The sequence below is a fragment of the Vibrio sp. OY15 genome (genome assembly GCF_000742455.1).
GTDB classification, from domain to species: domain Bacteria; phylum Pseudomonadota; class Gammaproteobacteria; order Enterobacterales; family Vibrionaceae; genus Vibrio; species Vibrio alginolyticus.
Genome location: NZ_JPIL01000009.1, coordinates 259024 through 277739 on the forward strand (window position 1 = coordinate 259024; position 18716 = coordinate 277739).

At 43.5% G+C, this 18716-nt stretch carries 16 protein-coding genes and 1 pseudogene; 13 read left to right on the plus strand and 4 right to left on the minus strand.

What is annotated here, in order from left to right; genetic code table 11:
* The first annotated feature begins 78 nt into the window (after positions 1 to 78).
* Positions 79 to 981 (plus strand): LysR family transcriptional regulator, encoded by a 903-nt coding sequence (locus IJ23_RS11660; RefSeq protein WP_017633593.1) that lies wholly within the window; start codon positions 79 to 81, stop codon positions 979 to 981.
* A 77-nt stretch (positions 982 to 1058) separates the two neighbouring features.
* On the opposite strand, the gene IJ23_RS11665 is transcribed toward IJ23_RS11660, so the two are convergent.
* Positions 1059 to 1862, minus strand: a complete 804-nt coding sequence (locus IJ23_RS11665) for an SDR family NAD(P)-dependent oxidoreductase (protein WP_025767963.1) — start codon at positions 1860 to 1862, stop codon at positions 1059 to 1061.
* 228 nt (positions 1863 to 2090) lie between these two features.
* Here IJ23_RS11665 and IJ23_RS11670 point away from each other — a divergent pair, with 228 nt between their 5' ends.
* Entirely contained in the window at positions 2091 to 2330 is a 240-nt protein-coding gene (locus tag IJ23_RS11670) for a YdcH family protein (protein ID WP_005373737.1), read from the plus strand.
* A 73-nt stretch (positions 2331 to 2403) separates the two neighbouring features.
* Here IJ23_RS11670 and IJ23_RS11675 read toward each other — a convergent pair whose 3' ends face one another.
* The gene (locus IJ23_RS11675; RefSeq protein WP_033906342.1) at positions 2404 to 3075 is read right to left on the minus strand and encodes a cupin domain-containing protein; all 672 of its coding nucleotides are present in this window, start codon (positions 3073 to 3075) and stop codon (positions 2404 to 2406) included.
* A 208-nt stretch (positions 3076 to 3283) separates the two neighbouring features.
* On the opposite strand from IJ23_RS11675, the gene IJ23_RS11680 reads away from it, so the two are divergent.
* The 7 genes from IJ23_RS11680 (at position 3284) to IJ23_RS11710 (ending at position 11092) form a co-directional block, all read left to right on the plus strand.
* On the plus strand, positions 3284 to 4426 hold the full coding sequence (locus IJ23_RS11680; protein WP_033906343.1) for a hypothetical protein: 1143 nt from the start codon (positions 3284 to 3286) through the stop codon (positions 4424 to 4426).
* The gene (locus IJ23_RS11685) at positions 4416 to 5342 is read left to right on the plus strand and encodes a metal ABC transporter solute-binding protein, Zn/Mn family (RefSeq protein ID WP_033906344.1); all 927 of its coding nucleotides are present in this window, start codon (positions 4416 to 4418) and stop codon (positions 5340 to 5342) included. Before IJ23_RS11680 ends, IJ23_RS11685 begins: the two co-directional genes overlap by 11 nt.
* Positions 5343 to 5345: 3 nt before the next feature.
* On the plus strand, positions 5346 to 6140 hold the full coding sequence (locus tag IJ23_RS11690; protein ID WP_033906345.1) for a metal ABC transporter permease: 795 nt from the start codon (positions 5346 to 5348) through the stop codon (positions 6138 to 6140).
* Between the two features lie 299 nt (positions 6141 to 6439).
* Entirely contained in the window at positions 6440 to 7159 is a 720-nt protein-coding gene (fabG, locus tag IJ23_RS11695) for a 3-oxoacyl-ACP reductase FabG (RefSeq protein WP_033906346.1), read from the plus strand.
* A gap of 440 nt (positions 7160 to 7599) precedes the next feature.
* Complete coding sequence (locus tag IJ23_RS11700; protein ID WP_050550087.1) at positions 7600 to 8151, plus strand: AHH domain-containing protein; 552 nt, start codon at positions 7600 to 7602, stop codon at positions 8149 to 8151.
* The gene (locus tag IJ23_RS11705; protein ID WP_033906347.1) at positions 8148 to 8723 is read left to right on the plus strand and encodes a hypothetical protein; all 576 of its coding nucleotides are present in this window, start codon (positions 8148 to 8150) and stop codon (positions 8721 to 8723) included. The genes IJ23_RS11700 and IJ23_RS11705 overlap by 4 nt, the downstream gene beginning before the upstream one ends.
* Before the next feature lie 995 nt (positions 8724 to 9718).
* Entirely contained in the window at positions 9719 to 11092 is a 1374-nt protein-coding gene (locus tag IJ23_RS11710) for a carbohydrate porin (RefSeq protein WP_031781088.1), read from the plus strand.
* 63 nt (positions 11093 to 11155) lie between these two features.
* Here the strand turns inward: IJ23_RS11710 and IJ23_RS11715 are convergent, their stop codons facing one another.
* Positions 11156 to 12142: a LacI family DNA-binding transcriptional regulator gene (locus IJ23_RS11715; RefSeq protein WP_005373712.1), complete on the minus strand. Its 987-nt coding sequence runs from the start codon at positions 12140 to 12142 to the stop codon at positions 11156 to 11158.
* Between the two features lie 235 nt (positions 12143 to 12377).
* Between IJ23_RS11715 and IJ23_RS11720 the strand changes: the two genes are divergently transcribed.
* From IJ23_RS11720 to IJ23_RS11730, 3 genes are all read left to right on the plus strand, one after another.
* Positions 12378 to 13817 carry a sucrose-specific PTS transporter subunit IIBC gene (locus tag IJ23_RS11720; protein ID WP_025767958.1) on the plus strand — a complete coding sequence of 480 codons (1440 nt, stop codon included), beginning with the start codon at positions 12378 to 12380 and terminating at the stop codon, positions 13815 to 13817.
* 165 nt (positions 13818 to 13982) lie between these two features.
* Positions 13983 to 14906: an aminoimidazole riboside kinase gene (locus tag IJ23_RS11725; protein WP_033906349.1), complete on the plus strand. Its 924-nt coding sequence runs from the start codon at positions 13983 to 13985 to the stop codon at positions 14904 to 14906.
* 31 nt (positions 14907 to 14937) lie between these two features.
* Entirely contained in the window at positions 14938 to 16392 is a 1455-nt protein-coding gene (locus IJ23_RS11730; protein WP_033906350.1) for a sucrose-6-phosphate hydrolase, read from the plus strand.
* A gap of 64 nt (positions 16393 to 16456) precedes the next feature.
* Here the strand turns inward: IJ23_RS11730 and IJ23_RS25740 are convergent.
* Positions 16457 to 16576, minus strand: a pseudogene (locus IJ23_RS25740) (dihydrofolate reductase family protein); the annotation flags it as partial.
* Between the two features lie 253 nt (positions 16577 to 16829).
* On the opposite strand from IJ23_RS25740, the gene yghU reads away from it, so the two are divergent.
* Positions 16830 to 17687 carry a glutathione-dependent disulfide-bond oxidoreductase gene (gene yghU, locus IJ23_RS11735; protein WP_033906351.1) on the plus strand — a complete coding sequence of 286 codons (858 nt, stop codon included), beginning with the start codon at positions 16830 to 16832 and terminating at the stop codon, positions 17685 to 17687.
* Positions 17688 to 18716: the final 1029 nt, after the last annotated feature.

The window sequence follows — 18716 nt, forward strand, 5'->3', positions numbered from 1 at the left end:
GGAGTATTTATTTACTATCCGTAAGGAAGAGAATGCTAAGCTCTATATGGTGATTTTTTACAAATAATTGAAAATTAAATGAACATCGATCATGTAAAGCTATTTGTCCGTTTGGCTTCGACACACAACATCAGCATGGCTGGTCAGGAGCTTGGACTTTCTCCTGCTGTCGCTAGTGCGCACATCAACAAACTTGAGGACAGCTTAGGAGTTCGTTTAGTTCATCGCACCACACGCAAAGTTTCCTTAACTGAAGAAGGGCAGGCTTTTTTACCTCACGCGGAGGAGGTCCTTGCAACAGTGGAGGCAGCAAGGGGAGCTGTTGGATCAGGGCAGAGTGCGCCAACGGGAGTATTACGTATAACCGCCTCTGCAACTTTTGGTCGCTTGCATATTGTGCCCGCATTAAAAGGTTTTATGGCGCGTTACCCAGGGTTAACCGTGGACTGCCGATTTTCTGATTCCATTATTGATCTGGTTGAGGGAGGTTTCGATGTCGCCATTCGTGTCGCTGAGTTGAAAGATTCTTCATTGGTCGCAAGAAAGCTTGCGCCAGATCGTCGTATTATCGTTGCATCACCAGATTATATTGAACAATTTGGGAGACCTAACAAGCCCCAAGACTTGACGAATCATCAATGTATTAACTTAGTTGGAATGAATAATTGGTCATTCAATACAAAAGATGGAATGGTCAATGTAAGAACTTCTGGTCGTTTTAAAACTGATAATGGTGATGCGATGAGAGACGCGACGGTAAACGGGTTAGGTATTTCTATCAACTCGGTTTGGAGTGTTTATCAAGAATTACAAAGTGGTCAGCTAGTGGAAGTACTCGAAGATCACCCTTTAGCGATGGATGCTGGGATTTGGGCTGTGTACCCAAGCTCTCGTTTAATTGCGCCTAAGGTGCGTGCCTTTATTGATTACTTTGCTGAATACTATGGCACGCCACCTTATTGGGAGTTTGCGGAAAAGTGATAACAAGTTTCACTTATCGAATACATTGTTTTTAAGGTCCGAATAAAAACGAACCTCAAGATAATTCTTAATTGTTATTAATAGAGTTTGCTTAAGATTAATTCAATAGTATCAATTATCTGCTGTGTTTTGCTTTGATCTAATGCATCAGGGTGTGGGGGCGCGAATGCTTCAATGTCATTATCGAAGTACATACCATGCGCTTGAGCAAACTCTTCTGATAGCGCAGCGCGAGTTAGAATATCTGCTCCTAAGCGGATATCACCACCAGCAACCCCATAAGCATCTTTAACCATCTTACTACCTAGGAATGATTTTGGGTTTACTGATACCAACATAGGGCCAGTGTTCTTAAGCTTTAGTCCGATTGCTCGTGACCACATCGTTAATGCCAATTTGCTTTGGGCATATGCTTCGCCATCTGACAATGGTTTGTTACCGAGTAAAGCGCTAGTGTTTACTGTTGTTTGTGCAGCTGAAGACAAATTAACCACACGACCCGTATCTCCGAGCAACGGCAATAGCTCTCTAGTGAGTAAGTAGGGAGCAATGGTGTTGACTGCGAAGCGTACATCAAGACCCTCTTTAGTTCTTGGATTTGGTGTTGCGTACACACCAGCATTGTTAATGATGACGTCTAAATGATTGAACCGTTCTGTTATCTCCATCACTATCTGTTTTACCGCATTGGGAGAGGATAAATCAGCAACAAGGCTTTCAACTTTACCACTTTTCATCTCCCTCAAACTTTGCTCAACTTGTTGAACTTTCTCTATATTCCGGCCATGAATTATTACGTGTTGTTCACGGTTAATTAACATTTTCGCGGTTTCTAAACCAATACCGTCAGTAGATCCAGTAACTAGAATTGTCTTTCGCATGATCGCTCTCATTGTTGAGGGTTAATATAGAACGATCATAGTGGCATCTTTTGCATTCGACTATTGAGACTAAAAAGAAAACACTTTCTAGGAAAAATTGAAAATAACTTTGTTGTTCTTTTTGTGGACGGTGCGACGAATTAACGTCTCATTAGATGCTACGGTTATACATGTGGTGCTCAAAAATTAGGCACTATTTTGTACTCAAATAATAGCCAAGAGGTCTCTATGTTAGGTGAAAATCACTCATTAACTCATGAATTCCCAGAACATTTGGATACCATTACTCAGCTTACCGAAAACGATGCATCATTTGCTGAAACCGTTAAAAACTACAATGCTTTAGATAAGGAAATCCGCGTACTAGAACTTCAAGGAAGCCCGATTGATGATCACGAAATGAACGTGTTAAAACATAACCGGGCTGAGCTCAAAGACTGGCTCCACTCGCGAATAATGGGTTCTTAGTGACGAAATGATCATCGGCTCGTAAATTGCGGGCCGATTTTAGTTCCAATGGACGATGCCAAGTGTGCAAACACTAGGATTGCTGAGCAGGAGCTTGGAGTGGCAGGTGGCCTGTTTTTACCCAAATGACCGTTTCTTGCTCTACAAAAGGAAAGTGCTCACTCATATGTGGACTGCGTATCCAAGAGTAGGGAGGATAGGTTCCTAGCTCGTCTTTAAATTCCCCCGATAACACAAAAATTTCTTCACCACCAAAGTGACGGTGTGGTTGAAACTTCTCACCTTTTGGCCATTTAACCAACGCGACATGTTCGTGCTCAAAATGATGCAGAGGCATGACTTGCAACCCACCGACACCACTCTGCCAGCTCGCTTGGTTTGTATTAATGCGAACTGTTTCAAGACCCTCAGATTCGAACTGATTTAGTTTAACTAAAATCACACAGCCTTCTTTGCTAAATGGTGCGTGTTGACTTCCTGGAGGGTTACGAAGGTAAGTGCCGGCAGGGTAGTCACCGTATTCGTCAGAGAATACCCCCTCGAGCACCAATATTTCTTCTCCTTGAGGGTGAGGATGAGTCGAAAACTGCGAATTTGGCTCGTACTTAACGACGCTGGTGGTATGCCCTGATTCTTTGGCTTCTCGTTCCAAAGGTTTGCGCCACACACCTTTGGAAGGGCTGGCGATCCATTCCTGTTGAGCAGTATCTATCACGATTCTTTTTGAAAAATCCATATTCAACATATTGAAATTCCGTTACTTATTTAATTACTAATTCTCATTAGTATACGTATAAAAAACATCAATTGATTCATTTGTTGATAGCCCAATTCATGGATTGAGTACGAACATGAAATCGGAGCCTAATTTAAATTTCTGCTTGTGTAATGAGAATTGTTATATTATAACATCGCAAAATTAAATGTTATAACACAACAAAAAGGAAAAAGTAGTGAATAAGAAATTGGTGTCTCTCGTGATCGGTAGCATTTTTGCATCCCCTGTTTTTGCCGACACACTATCGAACCCACAGATTGGTGTTGTTGTTGATGGCTACTACCAAGATGGCCAACGTCATAATTCTGAGCGCGAAGAAGGCTTTGGTCTAGGCCATACGGAATTAAACTTCTCATCAAATATCGACGACAAGTTTTACGGCGCATTGACCGCGGTTCTTGAAAGTCATGGTGATGAGACAGAATTAGAGCTTGAAGAGGCATTCATCGAAACTTTGGCATTGCCATATGGTGTAAACGTGCGCGCTGGCCGATTCCTATCTGACTTTGGTTACCTGAATAACCAACACATGCACACCGATAGCTTTGTTGAGCGTCCAATTGCTTATCGTACTTTCCTTGGCTCGCACTACTACGATGATGGTGTACGTGCAAACATCGTGTTGCCAACCGACCTTTACGTAAAATTTGGTGTAGAAGCGCTTAGTGGTAGCAAAATGTCTTCTGTCGAAGATGGTTCTGAAGTTGGCGTGTACACCACGACGCTGAAGCTTGGTAATGATTTCTCTGAATCTTCAAGTTGGCAGTTTGGTTTAAGTTACCTGCGTAACGAAAATGGCAAAGTTAAAGAATTCGAAGATCATGACCATGGTCATGGTCACGAAGAAGAACATGACCACAGCCACGCTGCGGCTGTAACGGGTGCGAACCTATACGGCGCAGATTTTGTGTGGAAGTGGGCACCAGATGGTAACTACAAATACAGCAACTTCACGCTATCGGCTGAATACATGCTGTTAGACGGTGTGGTAGACAGCAAATATAAAAACGATGCAGAGTCACCAGACAACTTAAGCGCTTACTATGTTTCGGGTGTTTATCGCTTCAACCCAAGCTGGTCAGCTGGTCTACGTTACGGCGAAGCAGAAAGCTACGATGGTCATGCACACGGCGACCACATGCATTTCACTGAGCTGAATGATAAAGAAATGGATGCGATGATCGCATGGGATTCTTCTCATTTCGGTACTATCCGTGCGCAATACACTCGCATTGATAACCAAGACAGTGAGACAGACAACGTGTTCACTCTGCAATACGTGATGACATTTGGAGCGCACGGTGCTCATGCGTTCTAAGCTGACATTAAATAAATGTAGTTTGGTGATGATGGCGGCAGGAGCTGCCATCATTGCTTCGCCTGCTTCGGCTCTAAACATTTTCGTTTGTGAGCCAGAATGGAAAGCCTTTCTTGAAAGCCACGCGCCAGATGCCAGTATTTATTCAGCGACAACGGCTAAGCAAGACCCACATTACGTACAAGCTCGTCCTTCTTTGATTGCGAAGATGCGCCAAGCGGACATGGCAATGTGTTCGGGCGCAGAGCTAGAGGTGGGGTGGTTACCTATGCTGCAAGTTCGTAGCAGCAATGCGGCGGTGCAAAATGGTGCGCCGAGCATGATCTACGCGACGGACTTCGTGCGCATGTTAGATACTCATGCTCACGTTGACCGTAGCATGGGAGATATACACGCTCACGGTAACCCACATGTTCAATTTGCGGCAAATGACATGATTCCATTATCTCGTAAAGTCACGGAGCGCCTAAAAGCGATTGATCCCGACAACGCACAAAGTTACCAAGTGAATGGTATGAAGTTTCGTGCTCATTGGCGTAAAAAGCTTAAAGAATGGAATGAGAAAGGGGCTGCTTTAAAAGGTAAGCAAGTTGTCGGTTATCACGCGACGTATCGTTATTTGTACGATTGGCTCGGAATGAAGCAGATTGCCGATCTCGAACCTAAACCGGGCATTTCACCGACCACATCTCACCTGCAATCGCTTACCAAGTTAGATGCTGACAGTTTTGATGCGGTTGTTTACTCCTCTCATCAGGATCAGCGTCCAGCGAACTGGTTGCAAGATCATACTGACAAACCTGTGATTCAACTGCCATTGACCGTTTCTGAGGGTGAAAGCTTGGATGAGATGTACGATCAGGTCATTGATGATTTACTGGATGTGTTAGTGCCGCCCGTTCCTGAGAAGATCTAAGTCATGGCGGATTATACATGGCTTTTACCTGCGGTTTTGTGTGGTTTAATTGCGTTAGTTGGCAACATCGTTCTGGGGCAACAAGTTCTTAATCGTCAGATCATCTTTATAGATTTGGCGGTGGCGCAAGTCGCGGCATTGGGGGCAGCACTAAGCCACTACTGGTTGAGCCAATACGCGCTGTTCTCAGGCTCATTCTTTGGCGAAATGATTGGCCCTTGGGTGATGTCTTTGATGCTTTGCGGTTTGATTGCCTTAATGGAGAAACGATACCAGCAACATTTAGAGCCCATGATTGGCAGCTTGTTTGTCGTGTCTGCATCGCTGGCGATCCTGCTGGTGAGTAAAGACCCACACGGCGGAGACTTTATTCAAGGCATTCTTAATGGGCAACTGTTATGGGCGACTTGGGCAGACGTTTGGCCTTTGGCACTCATTACCGCTGCGATGTTGCTATTGGTTTGGTTAAAACCTGCGTTTATGCGCGGTAGTGGTTTTTATCTGATCTTTGCTATTCTGATGCCCATTACGGTCAAGTTAACCGGTATTTATTTAGAATTTGCTTTGTTGGTGATTCCAGCGTTATGTGCGGCAGCATTGAAGGGAACTCGATTCTTTGTCGCCAGCATCAGCATCGGTATTGTTGGGATCTTATCGGGTATTGCCGCATCGGCTCGCTACGACTCACCAAGTGGCGCGAGTATTGTGATCACCCTGTTTATTACTGGCATGTTGTTTAATCTCTTGCTTCAGCCTTTTCTGGTGAAAATAACAAAACCAGCTTTTGTAAGAGATTAAGAGACAAGTAATATTGGTCTGATGACGTAGTACTTGAGTAATCAGACCAATACTTTTCTATCCAAGTCCTCCAATCGTGTAACTTTGCGCCTTCCAACACACTTTCTTACGTTGATCTTGCCATAGTCATCAAGTTGCCTTGATTAGTTCACATCCGACTCCCAGACTGTTTCTATAGTTTTTATAAGATATAAAAGACCCTGCGTATGAGAAGCGCAGCTGTAACGCGACTAGGCATAAAAACAAAAACGCTAGGGATACAAGCGAATTTGTAATCTCAACATTTAAGGAAGACCAAGATGAAACCGGAAAAAGTAGCAGTAGTCACTGGTGCGGCTCGTGGTATTGGCCAAGCGATTTGTGAGCAATTACTGGAGGATGGATTCCACGTAATCGGGCTAGACATATCGCCCGTGGAATGGAGTCAGTCGGCGCAGCTAAGCAGTTATCAAGTCAACTTGTGTGATGCCGAAGCCGTCAGTGAAGTAGTAGAAAGTGTTGTAGAGCAGCACGGAAGAATCGATGCTCTGGTTAACAACGCGGGCATCACTCGAGATGCACTGTTGCCAGACATGTTAGAGCAAGACTGGGACAGCGTGATCGACGTGAACCTAAAAGCGGTGTTCTTACTCACCCAACGTGTTGCTCCTGTCATGCTAGAGCAGGGTGCAGGTAGTATTGTCAGCATTTCTTCTATAGTGGGAACGGATGGTAATATCGGCCAGAGCAACTACGGCGCAAGTAAAGGCGGCGTCATCTCAATGAGCAAAGGCTGGGCGAAAGAACTTTCAAGAAAGGGTGCACAGATACGCGTCAACTGTGTCGCGCCAGGCTTTATCGCCACCGACATGACCAAGAACTTGCCAGAGAAAGTCATTCAAATGATGGAAGGCAAAACCCCATTAGGGCGCATGGGCTCAGTTCAAGATATTGCCAATGGCGTCTCTTTCCTAACCTCAGATAAGAGCGCCTACATCACAGGCCAAGTGCTCAAGATTGACGGTGGGCTGGTGTTATAGCTCGCTAATCAAAACGTCAAATAACAAACGCCCTTTATTTATGTGAAGGGCGTTTTTGTTTGAGGAACATTAATTGACCTGCTGGTATTTTTTTGCTCCTAAATGATTCAGTGGAATCAGTCAATAGTACGTGATGGAAGGTATAATTGCTTACTTTTATTAGCGAAGAAACTGATTGTATTGAGTGTTTTGTAGCCACTTGTTTTCTGGTAGCTTACAGCTCTTATTAAAGCTGTTGTGCCAGTCACATCTAATTGACCAAACATACAAGGAAGGAATTGTGAAGTATACGCCAAAGCCTATTCGACCTAGCAACCCATCTGCATTAGAGTTGGTTATTTATTACTACGAATGTCAAGCGGCCTGAATATCACGACAAAAAGAATAGTGTTGCGCTTAACAATGAATCTAAAGAAGCTTGCAAGCAGCGTACTGATGCTTTGGAAAAGGATTGGGCACACCTTCAGCATGAGCGAAAAAAGATCACTTCTCAGGTGATGCTACAGCAGGATCTTGAAACATGCCGTGCTGAAAACAAGTTGAAAGATGAAGATGAGTTGTTCGAGGAGGCTCATCATCCGACTTGTGTGCTGGCTCGTAATCTCACTGCAGTTGGTGAACCTAAGCCGAGTAGCATCCATGACCCACATCATATCATTCCGGGTAAAGGGCGGTTTCAGCAGGTTAGACTTGTTGTGACACGATTAGCTCTTCATGCTCACGGTATTGGAATCAATGACCCGTTGAATGGCGCTTGGCTACCTCGCTATAAAAATGACAAAGGTCACTGGGCAGGCAGTGAAGCACCAGCTCATCGAGAGATACATCGGTATAACTATGAATCATGGATTGTGAATACGTTTAGTTCTCCAATGCTGCCTGAGCAGGCAATGATTAGTCGCTTACAAAGAGTAAAGCACAAACTTCTGCATGGTGGATATCCGCAGAAAATTATTGAAAAGAAAGACACTAGCTGGAGCGGTCAATCATGAAAATCTACCAGTTAAAGCAACGCCCTGAGGAGTTTAAAACTCTAACTCTGGATATTATGAATCTTGCTAATCAGCTTGGTAATAAAAAGCTAGTAAGGCAACTCCGACTGCAGCCTTCTACTAATGAGCCTTTACTACCAATTTGGAAAGATGGTGTGGTTGGCGATTTTGAGGATGTTTTAGGAAAAAACTCTACGATGCCGGACATATCAACATGGTATAGCACATATCTAGCGCTAACTGCAGGTGCATGCGATAAGCTAGAATCGGTACTAGCGTCTGAGGGGGAGTTCTTGCCTATAAACGTTGGTGACGAAACCATATATGCTTTTAATTGCCTTAGTTTTGGCGCTGAAGATGAGTCTATGTGCCTTAAGAAACATACCGATGGTTTTGAAGATGGTCTGGAAACCATTGAATTTGATGAAGAGGATATCGAACCACGCTATGTATTCAAATCTCGCTTACAAGGCTGTACAGTGCTCTATGCTACAGAATCTTTCAAGCTTTTGTGCGAAGAGCATGGACTAGAAGGACTTAAGTTTGATGAAGATTTGCTGGATCCGTTTTAGTAGTTGACCAATGGGGTTAATGAATCCAACCACTACACTAGAAATTTGCAATACCTAAGCTAATGTTAGTGGGTTAATCGGGTCGTGGTTTTTCACAGTAGAGCCAAATTAGAAGTTGCATTTATTGCTAGTTCTGTCTTTTCTTTAGTAACAGTAGAATATGAAATCATGCAGTCGAGGCGTCAGGTGGCGGGATTGCAAAGCAGTCTTTATCTCTAGTATCAAAGAGGACGGGGAGCCGCTTTTTACAGGCGACTATATCGAATACACTAATTAGCGCAGTTTTAATAAGCGTAATGAAAATGAGAAGCTGAGAAAGCCCGAGAAGAACTATTAAGTCGAGATTCCTTTCTAATATGTAGTGAGTGGGTTGATTTGGCCAACCGACAAAAGGATTTGTAACATCTATAATTGTCCATTAAATGCTAATTTAGCAAAACCTACAACTCAATTTTCCAAAAATGAGTTTCGTTAGCTTGAATTAGAATAGCAAAGCGCTCTTCACGAAAGTTAAGGGCGTTAACAGCCTTTCATGTTGTTTGAACCAAGGTATCGAGATCCGCTTCGCTCTTAGTTACGTTCAACCTTAGCTGCTACTTTTCATCAACAAATAGAGATGAGTTACCATCAAGTAGCATAGGGAAGCGCGTGAGCACTATTCTCTCAAATGAACACTAAACCCCTTCTTTGTAGCCTGTCACCTTCAAACTACTTCCTCTAGCGCTAACAATTAATTCAAATGTGCGCTGGTTAATGATTTTTCTGTAAGTAACACAATTGAACGTGATAGAAGTAACAAAATCACCTCTTTGCGGTAACGTTCCCGAAAAGTTTATATATTATCGCCCTCATTGATATAAGTAGTAGAGACGCTCTGAGTACGAGCGCTCTGAAATTCAGGCTTTAGATGGACATTTAAAGTCACCATAAGTTTGCGATTTTTCTTGGGAACGTTTGCAATATGCCTAAGTATAAATTTACGTGAGACTATGGAAATGAAACTACACACTTTGACGATGGCAGTAGCGCTTGGACTGGTTACTGCACCTGCATTCGCAGCAACAGATGTTGACGCTCTTGAAAAGCGAATTAATGAATTAGAACAGAGACTTGAGCAGACAGAAAAAGCATCCACAGAAGCAAATGAGAAAGCCTCAAGCTTTGAGTTTCATGGCTACGCTCGTTCCGGGCTACTGATTAATGACGATCTGAATGGTGCAGTGGGTACTGGTCCTTACATGACGGCAGCTGGTGCTATTGGCGCTCCAGTTGGGCGATTAGGGGTAGAGGATGATCATTATGTGGAAGCAAACCTTATTCACAAACGTTTTGCAGATGATGGTTCCAGCGCATTGTTCCGAATCATGTTGGCAGATAGTACGGAAACCAATAACGAATGGACGGCGAGCGAGAGTCAATTAAACGTTCGTCAGGTATATGCTGAGCTAAACAAGTTGAGTATGTTCTCTGAATCAAGAGCTTTTGCTGACGCGACGTTTTGGGCTGGTAAACGATTTGACCGTGATAACTTTGACATTCACTTCTTTGACTCGGATATTGTTTTCTTATCTGGTACTGGTGCTGGTGTGTATGACGTCCAAATGAGCGATTCGTGGAAAGCAAACTTCTCGATCTATGGTCGTGATTTTGGTGAGATTGATAGCTCGTCAACAGATGTTGAAAACTATATCGCGACAATGAACAACCGCTTCGGTAATTGGCAATTGATGCTGAGCGGCATGACGTCTGCTGATAACAATGATCGCGTAGAAGGCGCAGCGGACAAAGGTTTACATGCGATGTTTGCTTACCATGGCGATAACTTCTTTGGCATGAGTGAAGGCTTCTCTAAAACCGGTATTTTGATGGGTGATGGACTGGGTGCGGAACTTAAAGGCATCGGTTCAAACGGAGATTTGTTAGAAGACGCAAAAGCCGTACGCTTGTTCAGCTATGGTGTAACACGCATCGGCGACAACTGGCGTGTAGCACCTGCGTTGCTAGCAGAACACAGCCAAGATCGCTTTGCTGAAAATGATGAATTTACGTGGGCATCGTTCAACATCCGCTTAGCGCAAGAGTTTACGCAGAACTTTGAGATGGTTTATGAAGGCTCATACCAATACATGGACCTAGACAATGCGATTGATAAAGCAAGTGGCAGTTTTTACAAAGCGACAATTGCACCAACGCTTAAGATGTCTACCGCTGCAGGTTTCTTTGACCGTCCGGAGCTACGTTTTGCAGTTAGCTACGTTGATTGGAGCGAAGACTTGAATGGCTACTCGATTAGCCAGGATGCGGGTGCTGCAACGATGGGTGATGGTGGTGAAGTTCTGTTTGCACTGCAAATGGAAACTTGGTTCTAAAGGGATCTAACCGACAAAGAGTAATAAGAAAAGCGCCAACTGATTTCAGTTGGCGCTTTTTCATTAACAGGACTGACGCTCAATTGTTTTGAAGGTTAGTACCATCTTACTCATTTCAAAACTTCTGTTGGCAATTCTATCTAGTAGCAGTTTCGCACCATTTTCACCCGCTTTATCAAATGCATAGTTAAATGTTGATAAGGTTGGGGTGCACACTGATGCGAGCTCATCATCACCAACTCCTAGCACTAAAACGTCTTTACCCGGTGTTAACCCGAGCTCTTGAATCGCTCTCATCGCACCGATAGCAATACGGTCTGTCGCACAGAACAAGCCATCTAGCTTAGGGTTCTTTGTTAAGTGTTGTTTTGCCAATGAATAGCCAGAATCGATGGTAAAGTCACCACGAGCATGGAAGGCGATCTCAAAACCATGATGCTGTAGCGCTTGAACAAATCCTTCAGAGCGTTGCTTATCTACCGCGATATCGTCACCTTGCACACCAATAAAACCCATGGTTTGGCAACCTTTTGCAACCAGTCTATTTCCCGCTTCAAACCCTACTCGTGCGTCATCATGAATGATGCTTGGAATATTAAACATGGAACCATCTTGACCGACGAGCACAACTGGAACGGCTGAGTTTTGAATTGCTTTTACCAGTTTGGAATCGAGGTGGGTGGCGTAAAGAATGATCCCTTCAACCCGTTTTTGGTTAAAGATCTGAATGTATTCCAGTTCTTTTTCGTGGGCTTGGTGAGTGCTAGCAAGTAAGACATGTTTCCCGGCTTTTTCAAGGACATCGGTTAATCCATCGACACCTTGGGATGTGGCATGAGAGGAAACCCGAGGAACAATGACACCAACCAGATTGGTCTTTTGAGATTTTAGATCTTTAGCGACTTGGTTCGGCACATAGCCACACTCCGCTACTGCTTGGCGGACCTTCAGTTTTGTCGCTTCTTTTACGCCATATTCATCGTTTATAACCCGTGACACTGTTGATTTTGATACGCCAGCCAGACGGGCGACATCATGCAGACTCGCCATTGTTCCTATCCATTCTGTTTTTCGTTTTTGGGATTGTTTGCAAAGAGAAGATGAAAAGCTCTTTGATAAGTAGCGATTCTAACCTCCTATACTGCTCTTAGGGAGAGAATTTGACGATCATTCTCACATTCTCTCTGCTTTATCTTTGATCATTTGGTTTTATTGAGCAAAAATCTGTTTTGCAAACGTTCCCGAAAATTTCGCAAGCTCAGATAATAATCCAATGGGGTATGAAATGAATTATCCGGCAGTAGCAAAAGAGTTGTTAACTCTATTAGGTGGTAAAAGCAACATCACCGCACTTGCGCATTGTGCGACACGCTTACGCCTTGCCGTTGCAGATGAGCAAAAAATAGATGAACAAGCGATTGATAGCCTTGAAGGAGTAAAAGGGCAGTTCAAAGTTGCGGGTCAGTACCAAATCATTTTTGGATCAGGCATCGTAAACCAAGTTTATGCAGAAATGGCGAAGTTGACGGGGATGAGTGAAATGTCCACCAACGACGTTGCGTCTGCTGGCGCAGAGAAACAAAACATCGTTCAGCGCGCGGTGAAAGGGCTGTCTGATATTTTCGTTCCAATCATTCCAGCAATCGTCGCTGGTGGTTTGTTGATGGGTATCTATAACCTATTGACTGCTCAAGGCTTGTTCATTGATGGCAAATCTTTGATTGATGCCAACCCAGGACTGACAGACTTGGCGAACATGATCAACACGTTTGCGAACGCGCCGTTTGTTTACCTGCCTATTCTGCTGGCATTTTCAGCCAGTAAGAAGTTTGGCGGTAACCCATATTTAGGGGCGGCGCTAGGTATGTTGATGGTTCACCCTGACTTGCTGAATGGTTGGGGATTCGGCGGCGCATCTGTGTCTGGCAACATTCCGGTTTGGAATATTCTTGGCTTTGAAATCCAAAAAGTGGGTTACCAAGGTTCGGTGTTACCGGTTTTGGTATCGGCATTCATTCTTGCGAAGGTTGAGCTAGGCTTACGTAAAGTCATACCTTCTGTTTTAGACAACCTTTTAACGCCATTACTGGCGATTTTCATAGCGGGTTTGCTGACGTTTACTGTCGTCGGTCCGTTCACGCGTGATATCGGTTTCCTATTGGGTGATGGTCTGAACTGGCTATACAACACTGCTGGCTTTGTTGGTGGTGCGGTATTTGGTCTTATTTATGCTCCGTTTGTTATTACTGGTATGCATCACAGCTTCATTGCTATTGAAACTCAACTTCTTGCGGATATTGCGACGACGGGCGGCACCTTTATCTTTCCTATTGCGGCGATGTCTAACGTTTCTCAAGGAGCGGCTGCGTTGGCGGTGGGCGTGATGAGCAAAGATAAGAAGATGAAAGGTATTGCGATTCCATCTGGTGTTACGGGTTTGCTGGGTATTACAGAACCGGCTATGTTTGGTGTTAACTTAAAACTACGTTACCCATTTATTGCGGCAGTTTGCGCTGCGGCGTTATCAAGTGCGTTCATCACAATGTTTAATGTGAAAGCTCAGGCATTGGGCGCAGCTGGTCTTCCAGGCATCATTTCCATTACGCCAGAGAAGATTGGGTACTACATCGCGGGTATGGTGATCGCGTTCTTGACCGCATTTGTTCTCACCATTGTTCTTGGTATGCGTGACCGCGCTAAAGTCGGTAGAAAAGCAGCGGCTTAATCTGAACTCCTTAGGGGTGGAGTCCCCCAAAATCCACTTCTTTTCCTAAATGTTTGGGATGCTAGCCAAGCACTAATGGCTTGGCTAGCCTTTTTCAATTTTTACTTGGTAGTGAAGGTGTTCAACACGTTGGACTATCAGGGCTTTAATTTCAAGGTAAGCAAGATGAATCAAGTGTGGGTAACTGGTGATGCTGTTGTCGATCTAATACCGGAATCTGAGACTTCTTTACTCAAATGTCCCGGTGGTGCACCAGCGAATGTCGCCGTAGCTATTGCTCGTCTATCTGGTAAGAGTGCGTTTTTTGGACGTGTAGGTGATGACCCATTTGGTCGCTTCATGCAATCAACGCTCGATCAAGAGGGCGTGAGCACGGAGTTTCTCGTTAAAGATCCTGAGCAAAGAACATCAACAGTGGTGGTGGATTTAGACGAGCAAGGTGAGCGCAGCTTTACGTTTATGGTAAAACCGAGCGCTGATCAGTTTATGTCTGTTGAAGACATCCCAAACTTTAAGCAAGGTGACTGGCTACACGTTTGCTCAATTTCACTGGCAAATGAGCCAAGTAGAAGCAGCACGTTTGAGGCGATCAAAAGAGCAAAAGCCGCTGGTGGTTTCATTAGCTTTGACCCTAACTTGCGCGATGAAGTGTGGCAAGATCAATCAGAGATCCAAGCTGTAGTGATGAAGGCTGTAGCGATGGCTGATGTGGTTAAGTTCTCTGAAGAGGAGCTTTTGTTCTTAACTGACTCAACATCGATGGCGCAAGGTTTACAACAAATAGCCGCTTTGAATATTGCTTTGGTCTTGGTGACACAAGGTGCTAAAGGCGTTTGGCGCGTCTTTGAAAATCAGAGTGAGCTGATCACTGGTCAAGTCGTTAGTCCGATTGATACCACAGGTGCGGGTGATGCTTTTGTCGGAGGGCTACTGGCATGTCTGTCTCAGCATGACGATTGGAAAAATCATCCTGTTGTTAGCTCTGCGATTCAATGGGCAAATGGCTGTGGTGCATTAGCGACGACGCAAAAAGGCGCAATGACCGCGCTTCCGACCCAGACAGAGTTGCTGCAATTTATTGGGCAATGATCTTCAGATCCAATTTCAGTTGAGAAAAATTATGAGCTTAAACAACCGTTGGACTGTAGAGCAAAGATATCGCCGACTTGAGCAAATCCCTCAGTGTGATATCGAAGAAATGACACTTTCACGTCAGCAAGATAAAGGCTTTCCTAGTTTTCATATCGCCCCTAGATTTGGGCTGTTAAATGACCCAAATGGGTTGTGTTATTTCAATGGTGAGCACCACATCTTTTACCAGTGGACGCCTGTGGGACCAGTCCATGGAATGAAGTATTGGTATCACCTTTCTACTAAAGACTTCATCCATTTTACTGATCATGGCGTGGGTCTTCATCCCGACCAAGACTACGATTCACATGGTGTTTATTCTGGTGGTGCTTTGGTTGAAAACAACAAGGCTTTGCTGTTTTTTACTGGCAACAAGCGTGACCAAAACTGGAATCGAATCCCAACACAGTGTTTTGCCACCATGGATTCAGACGGCAGCATTGAAAAGCACGGTGTAGTCATTGAGAACGAACATTACACGGAGCACTTTCGTGACCCAAAAGTTTGGAAGAAAGGCGACGACTATTTGATGGTGGTGGGTGCTCAAACCAAAACCGAGCATGGTTCTATGGCGCTCTATCAAAGCAAAGATTTGAAAACGTGGCAGCATAAAGGTCCTATCAAGACCAAGTTCTCTGACCTTGGGTACATGTGGGAGTGTCCTGATTTATTTGAGATTAATGGTCAATCGGTGATGCTGTTTTCTCCACAGGGCGTGAGCAGTAGTAATCCTTATGATTTCAAAAACATCTATTCTGTCGCGTATATCGTGGGTGATCAGTTGAACCTAGAGTCGATGACTTTAGAAAACCACCAAGATATTTTACAGCCAGATTATGGGTTTGATTTCTACGCCCCACAAACCTATTTAGATGAGAATGGGCGTCGCATTCTTATTGCATGGATAGGGTTGCCAGAAATCGACACGCCATCGGTCACACACCAGTGGGCAGGAATGTTGTCTCTTCCTAGAGAACTAACGTTGAAAGATTGTTTTCTTGTTCAAACTCCACTCCCTGAATTGGAGAGTTTAAGAAAAGAAGAGGTAGTCTTTGCACAGTCCCATACACTGGAAAGCACAAGTTGTTTGATCCAATTAGACCTTGAGGGCGATGGCTTTGAACTTGAGCTGAGTAACCTCAAAGGTGACAACATCGTCTTTAGTGCGACAAAGCACGAGTTTATGCTGGACCGTCGTCACATGTCTCATTTGTACGCAGAAGAATTTGGTAGCATTCGAAAAGCACCAAGATTGGACGCTAAGCAGACGATTGATATATATATCGACAATTCTGTCATCGAGATTTTCATTAATGGTGGCAAACACACGATGACCAGTCGTTTCTTTATTGATGACCTGAATACGGTAACGTTGAGAGGGTTGGAGCAAGCAAGGCTTTTCCCTTTGAAAGGTATTTCTGGTTTGTTTGAATCAGCTAAGTAACGGTTTCGAATACATTAAAACGCCCTTCATTGATTTAGTGAAGGGCGTTTTTCTTTCTAACTATCTAACTTAACTGCCTATCACGCACGTAAGTTGTTTGAACTAAGGTATCCAGAACAACTTCATTCTTGGTGACTTTGAAGTTTAGCGGTTGTTCTAAATCCCCAAATAGAGGTGCGCCGCCGAGTGTAGCTTACTCATCGTTGGCATCTCGAACCTAGTTCACATTATCGCGACGTTTTTACTTATAGCGTGAAAGAAAATCCCATAACCAAAGGTTCTAACTAAAAGAGATTGCAGGACTTTTATTTAGCGAATTCGACCTAATATCTTGAGTATGCCTAATCGCAGTTGGCGAAGAGGTGATGTTAATAATGCTTGCTGGCGCGTAAGACCCGTCAGTTTGAAGATGCATTCAAACACAATAAGGGAAAACAATGGCTAACGAATACATTCCACCAAAAGTTTGGACAAACGATAATGAAAACGGCGGTCAGTGGGCGAGCATCAACCGTCCGGATTCTGGCGCACGTCATGAGCAAGAGCTTCCAGTTGGTGAGCACCCATTCCAACTTTACTCAATGGGTACCCCAAACGGTCAGAAAGTGACGATCATGTTTGAAGAGCTTTTAGCGGCAGGCGTAACGGCAGCAGAATACGATGCGTACCTGATTAAGATTGGCGATGGTGACCAGTTTGGCTCTGGCTTTGTGGCTGTTAACCCAAACTCTAAAATTCCGGCATTGGTTGACCGTTCGGGTTCTGAGCCAGTGAACGTGTTTGAATCTGGCAACATCTTGTTTTATCTAGCAGAGAAGTTTGGTCACTTCCTACCAACAGAAGGCGCGAAACGTGCCGAGGTAATGAACTGGTTATTCTGGCTGCAAGGTTCTGCGCCATACCTAGGCGGTGGTTTTGGTCACTTCTACGCGTACGCACCAGAGAAGTTCGAGTACCCAATCAACCGCTTTACAATGGAAGCAAAACGTCAGTTAGATGTATTAGACAAGCGTCTTGCGAACAATGAATTCCTAGGTGGCGATGAGTACAGCATCGCTGATATCGCAACATGGCCATGGTACGGCAACCTTGTGTTGGGTCGTGCTTACGATGCGGCTGAATTCTTAGACGTAGAAAGCTACAAAAACGTTGTGCGTTGGGCAAAAGTAATTGATGAGCGTGAAGCGGTAAAACGTGGTCGAATTGTGAACCGTTCATGGGGTGAAGAATGGGAGCAGTTACCTGAGCGCCACAGCGCAGAAGATATTGATAGAGTATTGAAACTTAAACCATAAGCAATCTTGGCCTAGCTACGTCAAATGAGTTTAGTTTTATCTATGCTTATACAGTGACCTTAATCAAATCTATAGCGCACCATATACGGTGCGCTATTTTTATTCTCATTTAGTCTCGAAATGCTAATTTATATCACCTCTTGAAGAGCATTTAGTTCGTAGATGAATCTTTAATGTATTTATATATTATGATGCAAAACAAAGCTCATATTTCCATGTTAAATATGGACTGGTCATACTGCTTTCTAATAATTAAATTATTTAAAAATTATAAACTGATCTTATATCCATTATAAATAAAATTAATGATAATTAATATTTGACATAACCACTAAATTTATGTGGAATATGCGGGTTGATTTGTTTTGAAGAAATAAAATTAATTTCTAGTACTTTTATTTAAGACAAGCTTAGCTTTTAGCGATGTTTAATTATTAATGCTTATATCATGAAAGAGGATATGTATGATGTCGTCGTTTGAGTCGTACTGGGTTGGGATACGTCAAAGAATAGCCGCACAAACCGAAGGTAACCGCAGTTTAAAGTCTCTAGTCATTAAAAAGCAGCGTGTGAACTTAAATAACAGTGGGTTATCCTTTCGCGCTAAGTCCGGATGCCTTATCCCTCACTGTTATACCAAGTTCTCTGATGAGATAAACCTAAAAACATCGAAAAAATCGTCTCTTAGTTTTAAAAAAGGAAAGCTGTATTTTTCTCCAGTTTAATAATAAATGAAATTTACATAAATTATAATATTAGGTTTTTAAATTTATCGATAATTAATTACGATTTTATGATGCGTTTTCAATATGTTTTCTTGGTAAATAATTAGCTGGGCTTATTGTTGATTGTTTTTGTTGTTTCCTATTTAGATATGGATAAAAGCTCAATTACTTTTCCTATACCAACTTACTCCCTGAATTGACTTGCGCGCTTTTTCTCCCCTCTCAAAAAACATAGCGTTACGGAATTATTTTCGCTCCTGTTTCATTCTTCAAGGCGAAAGCTCTACCTACCTCTCATTATTTT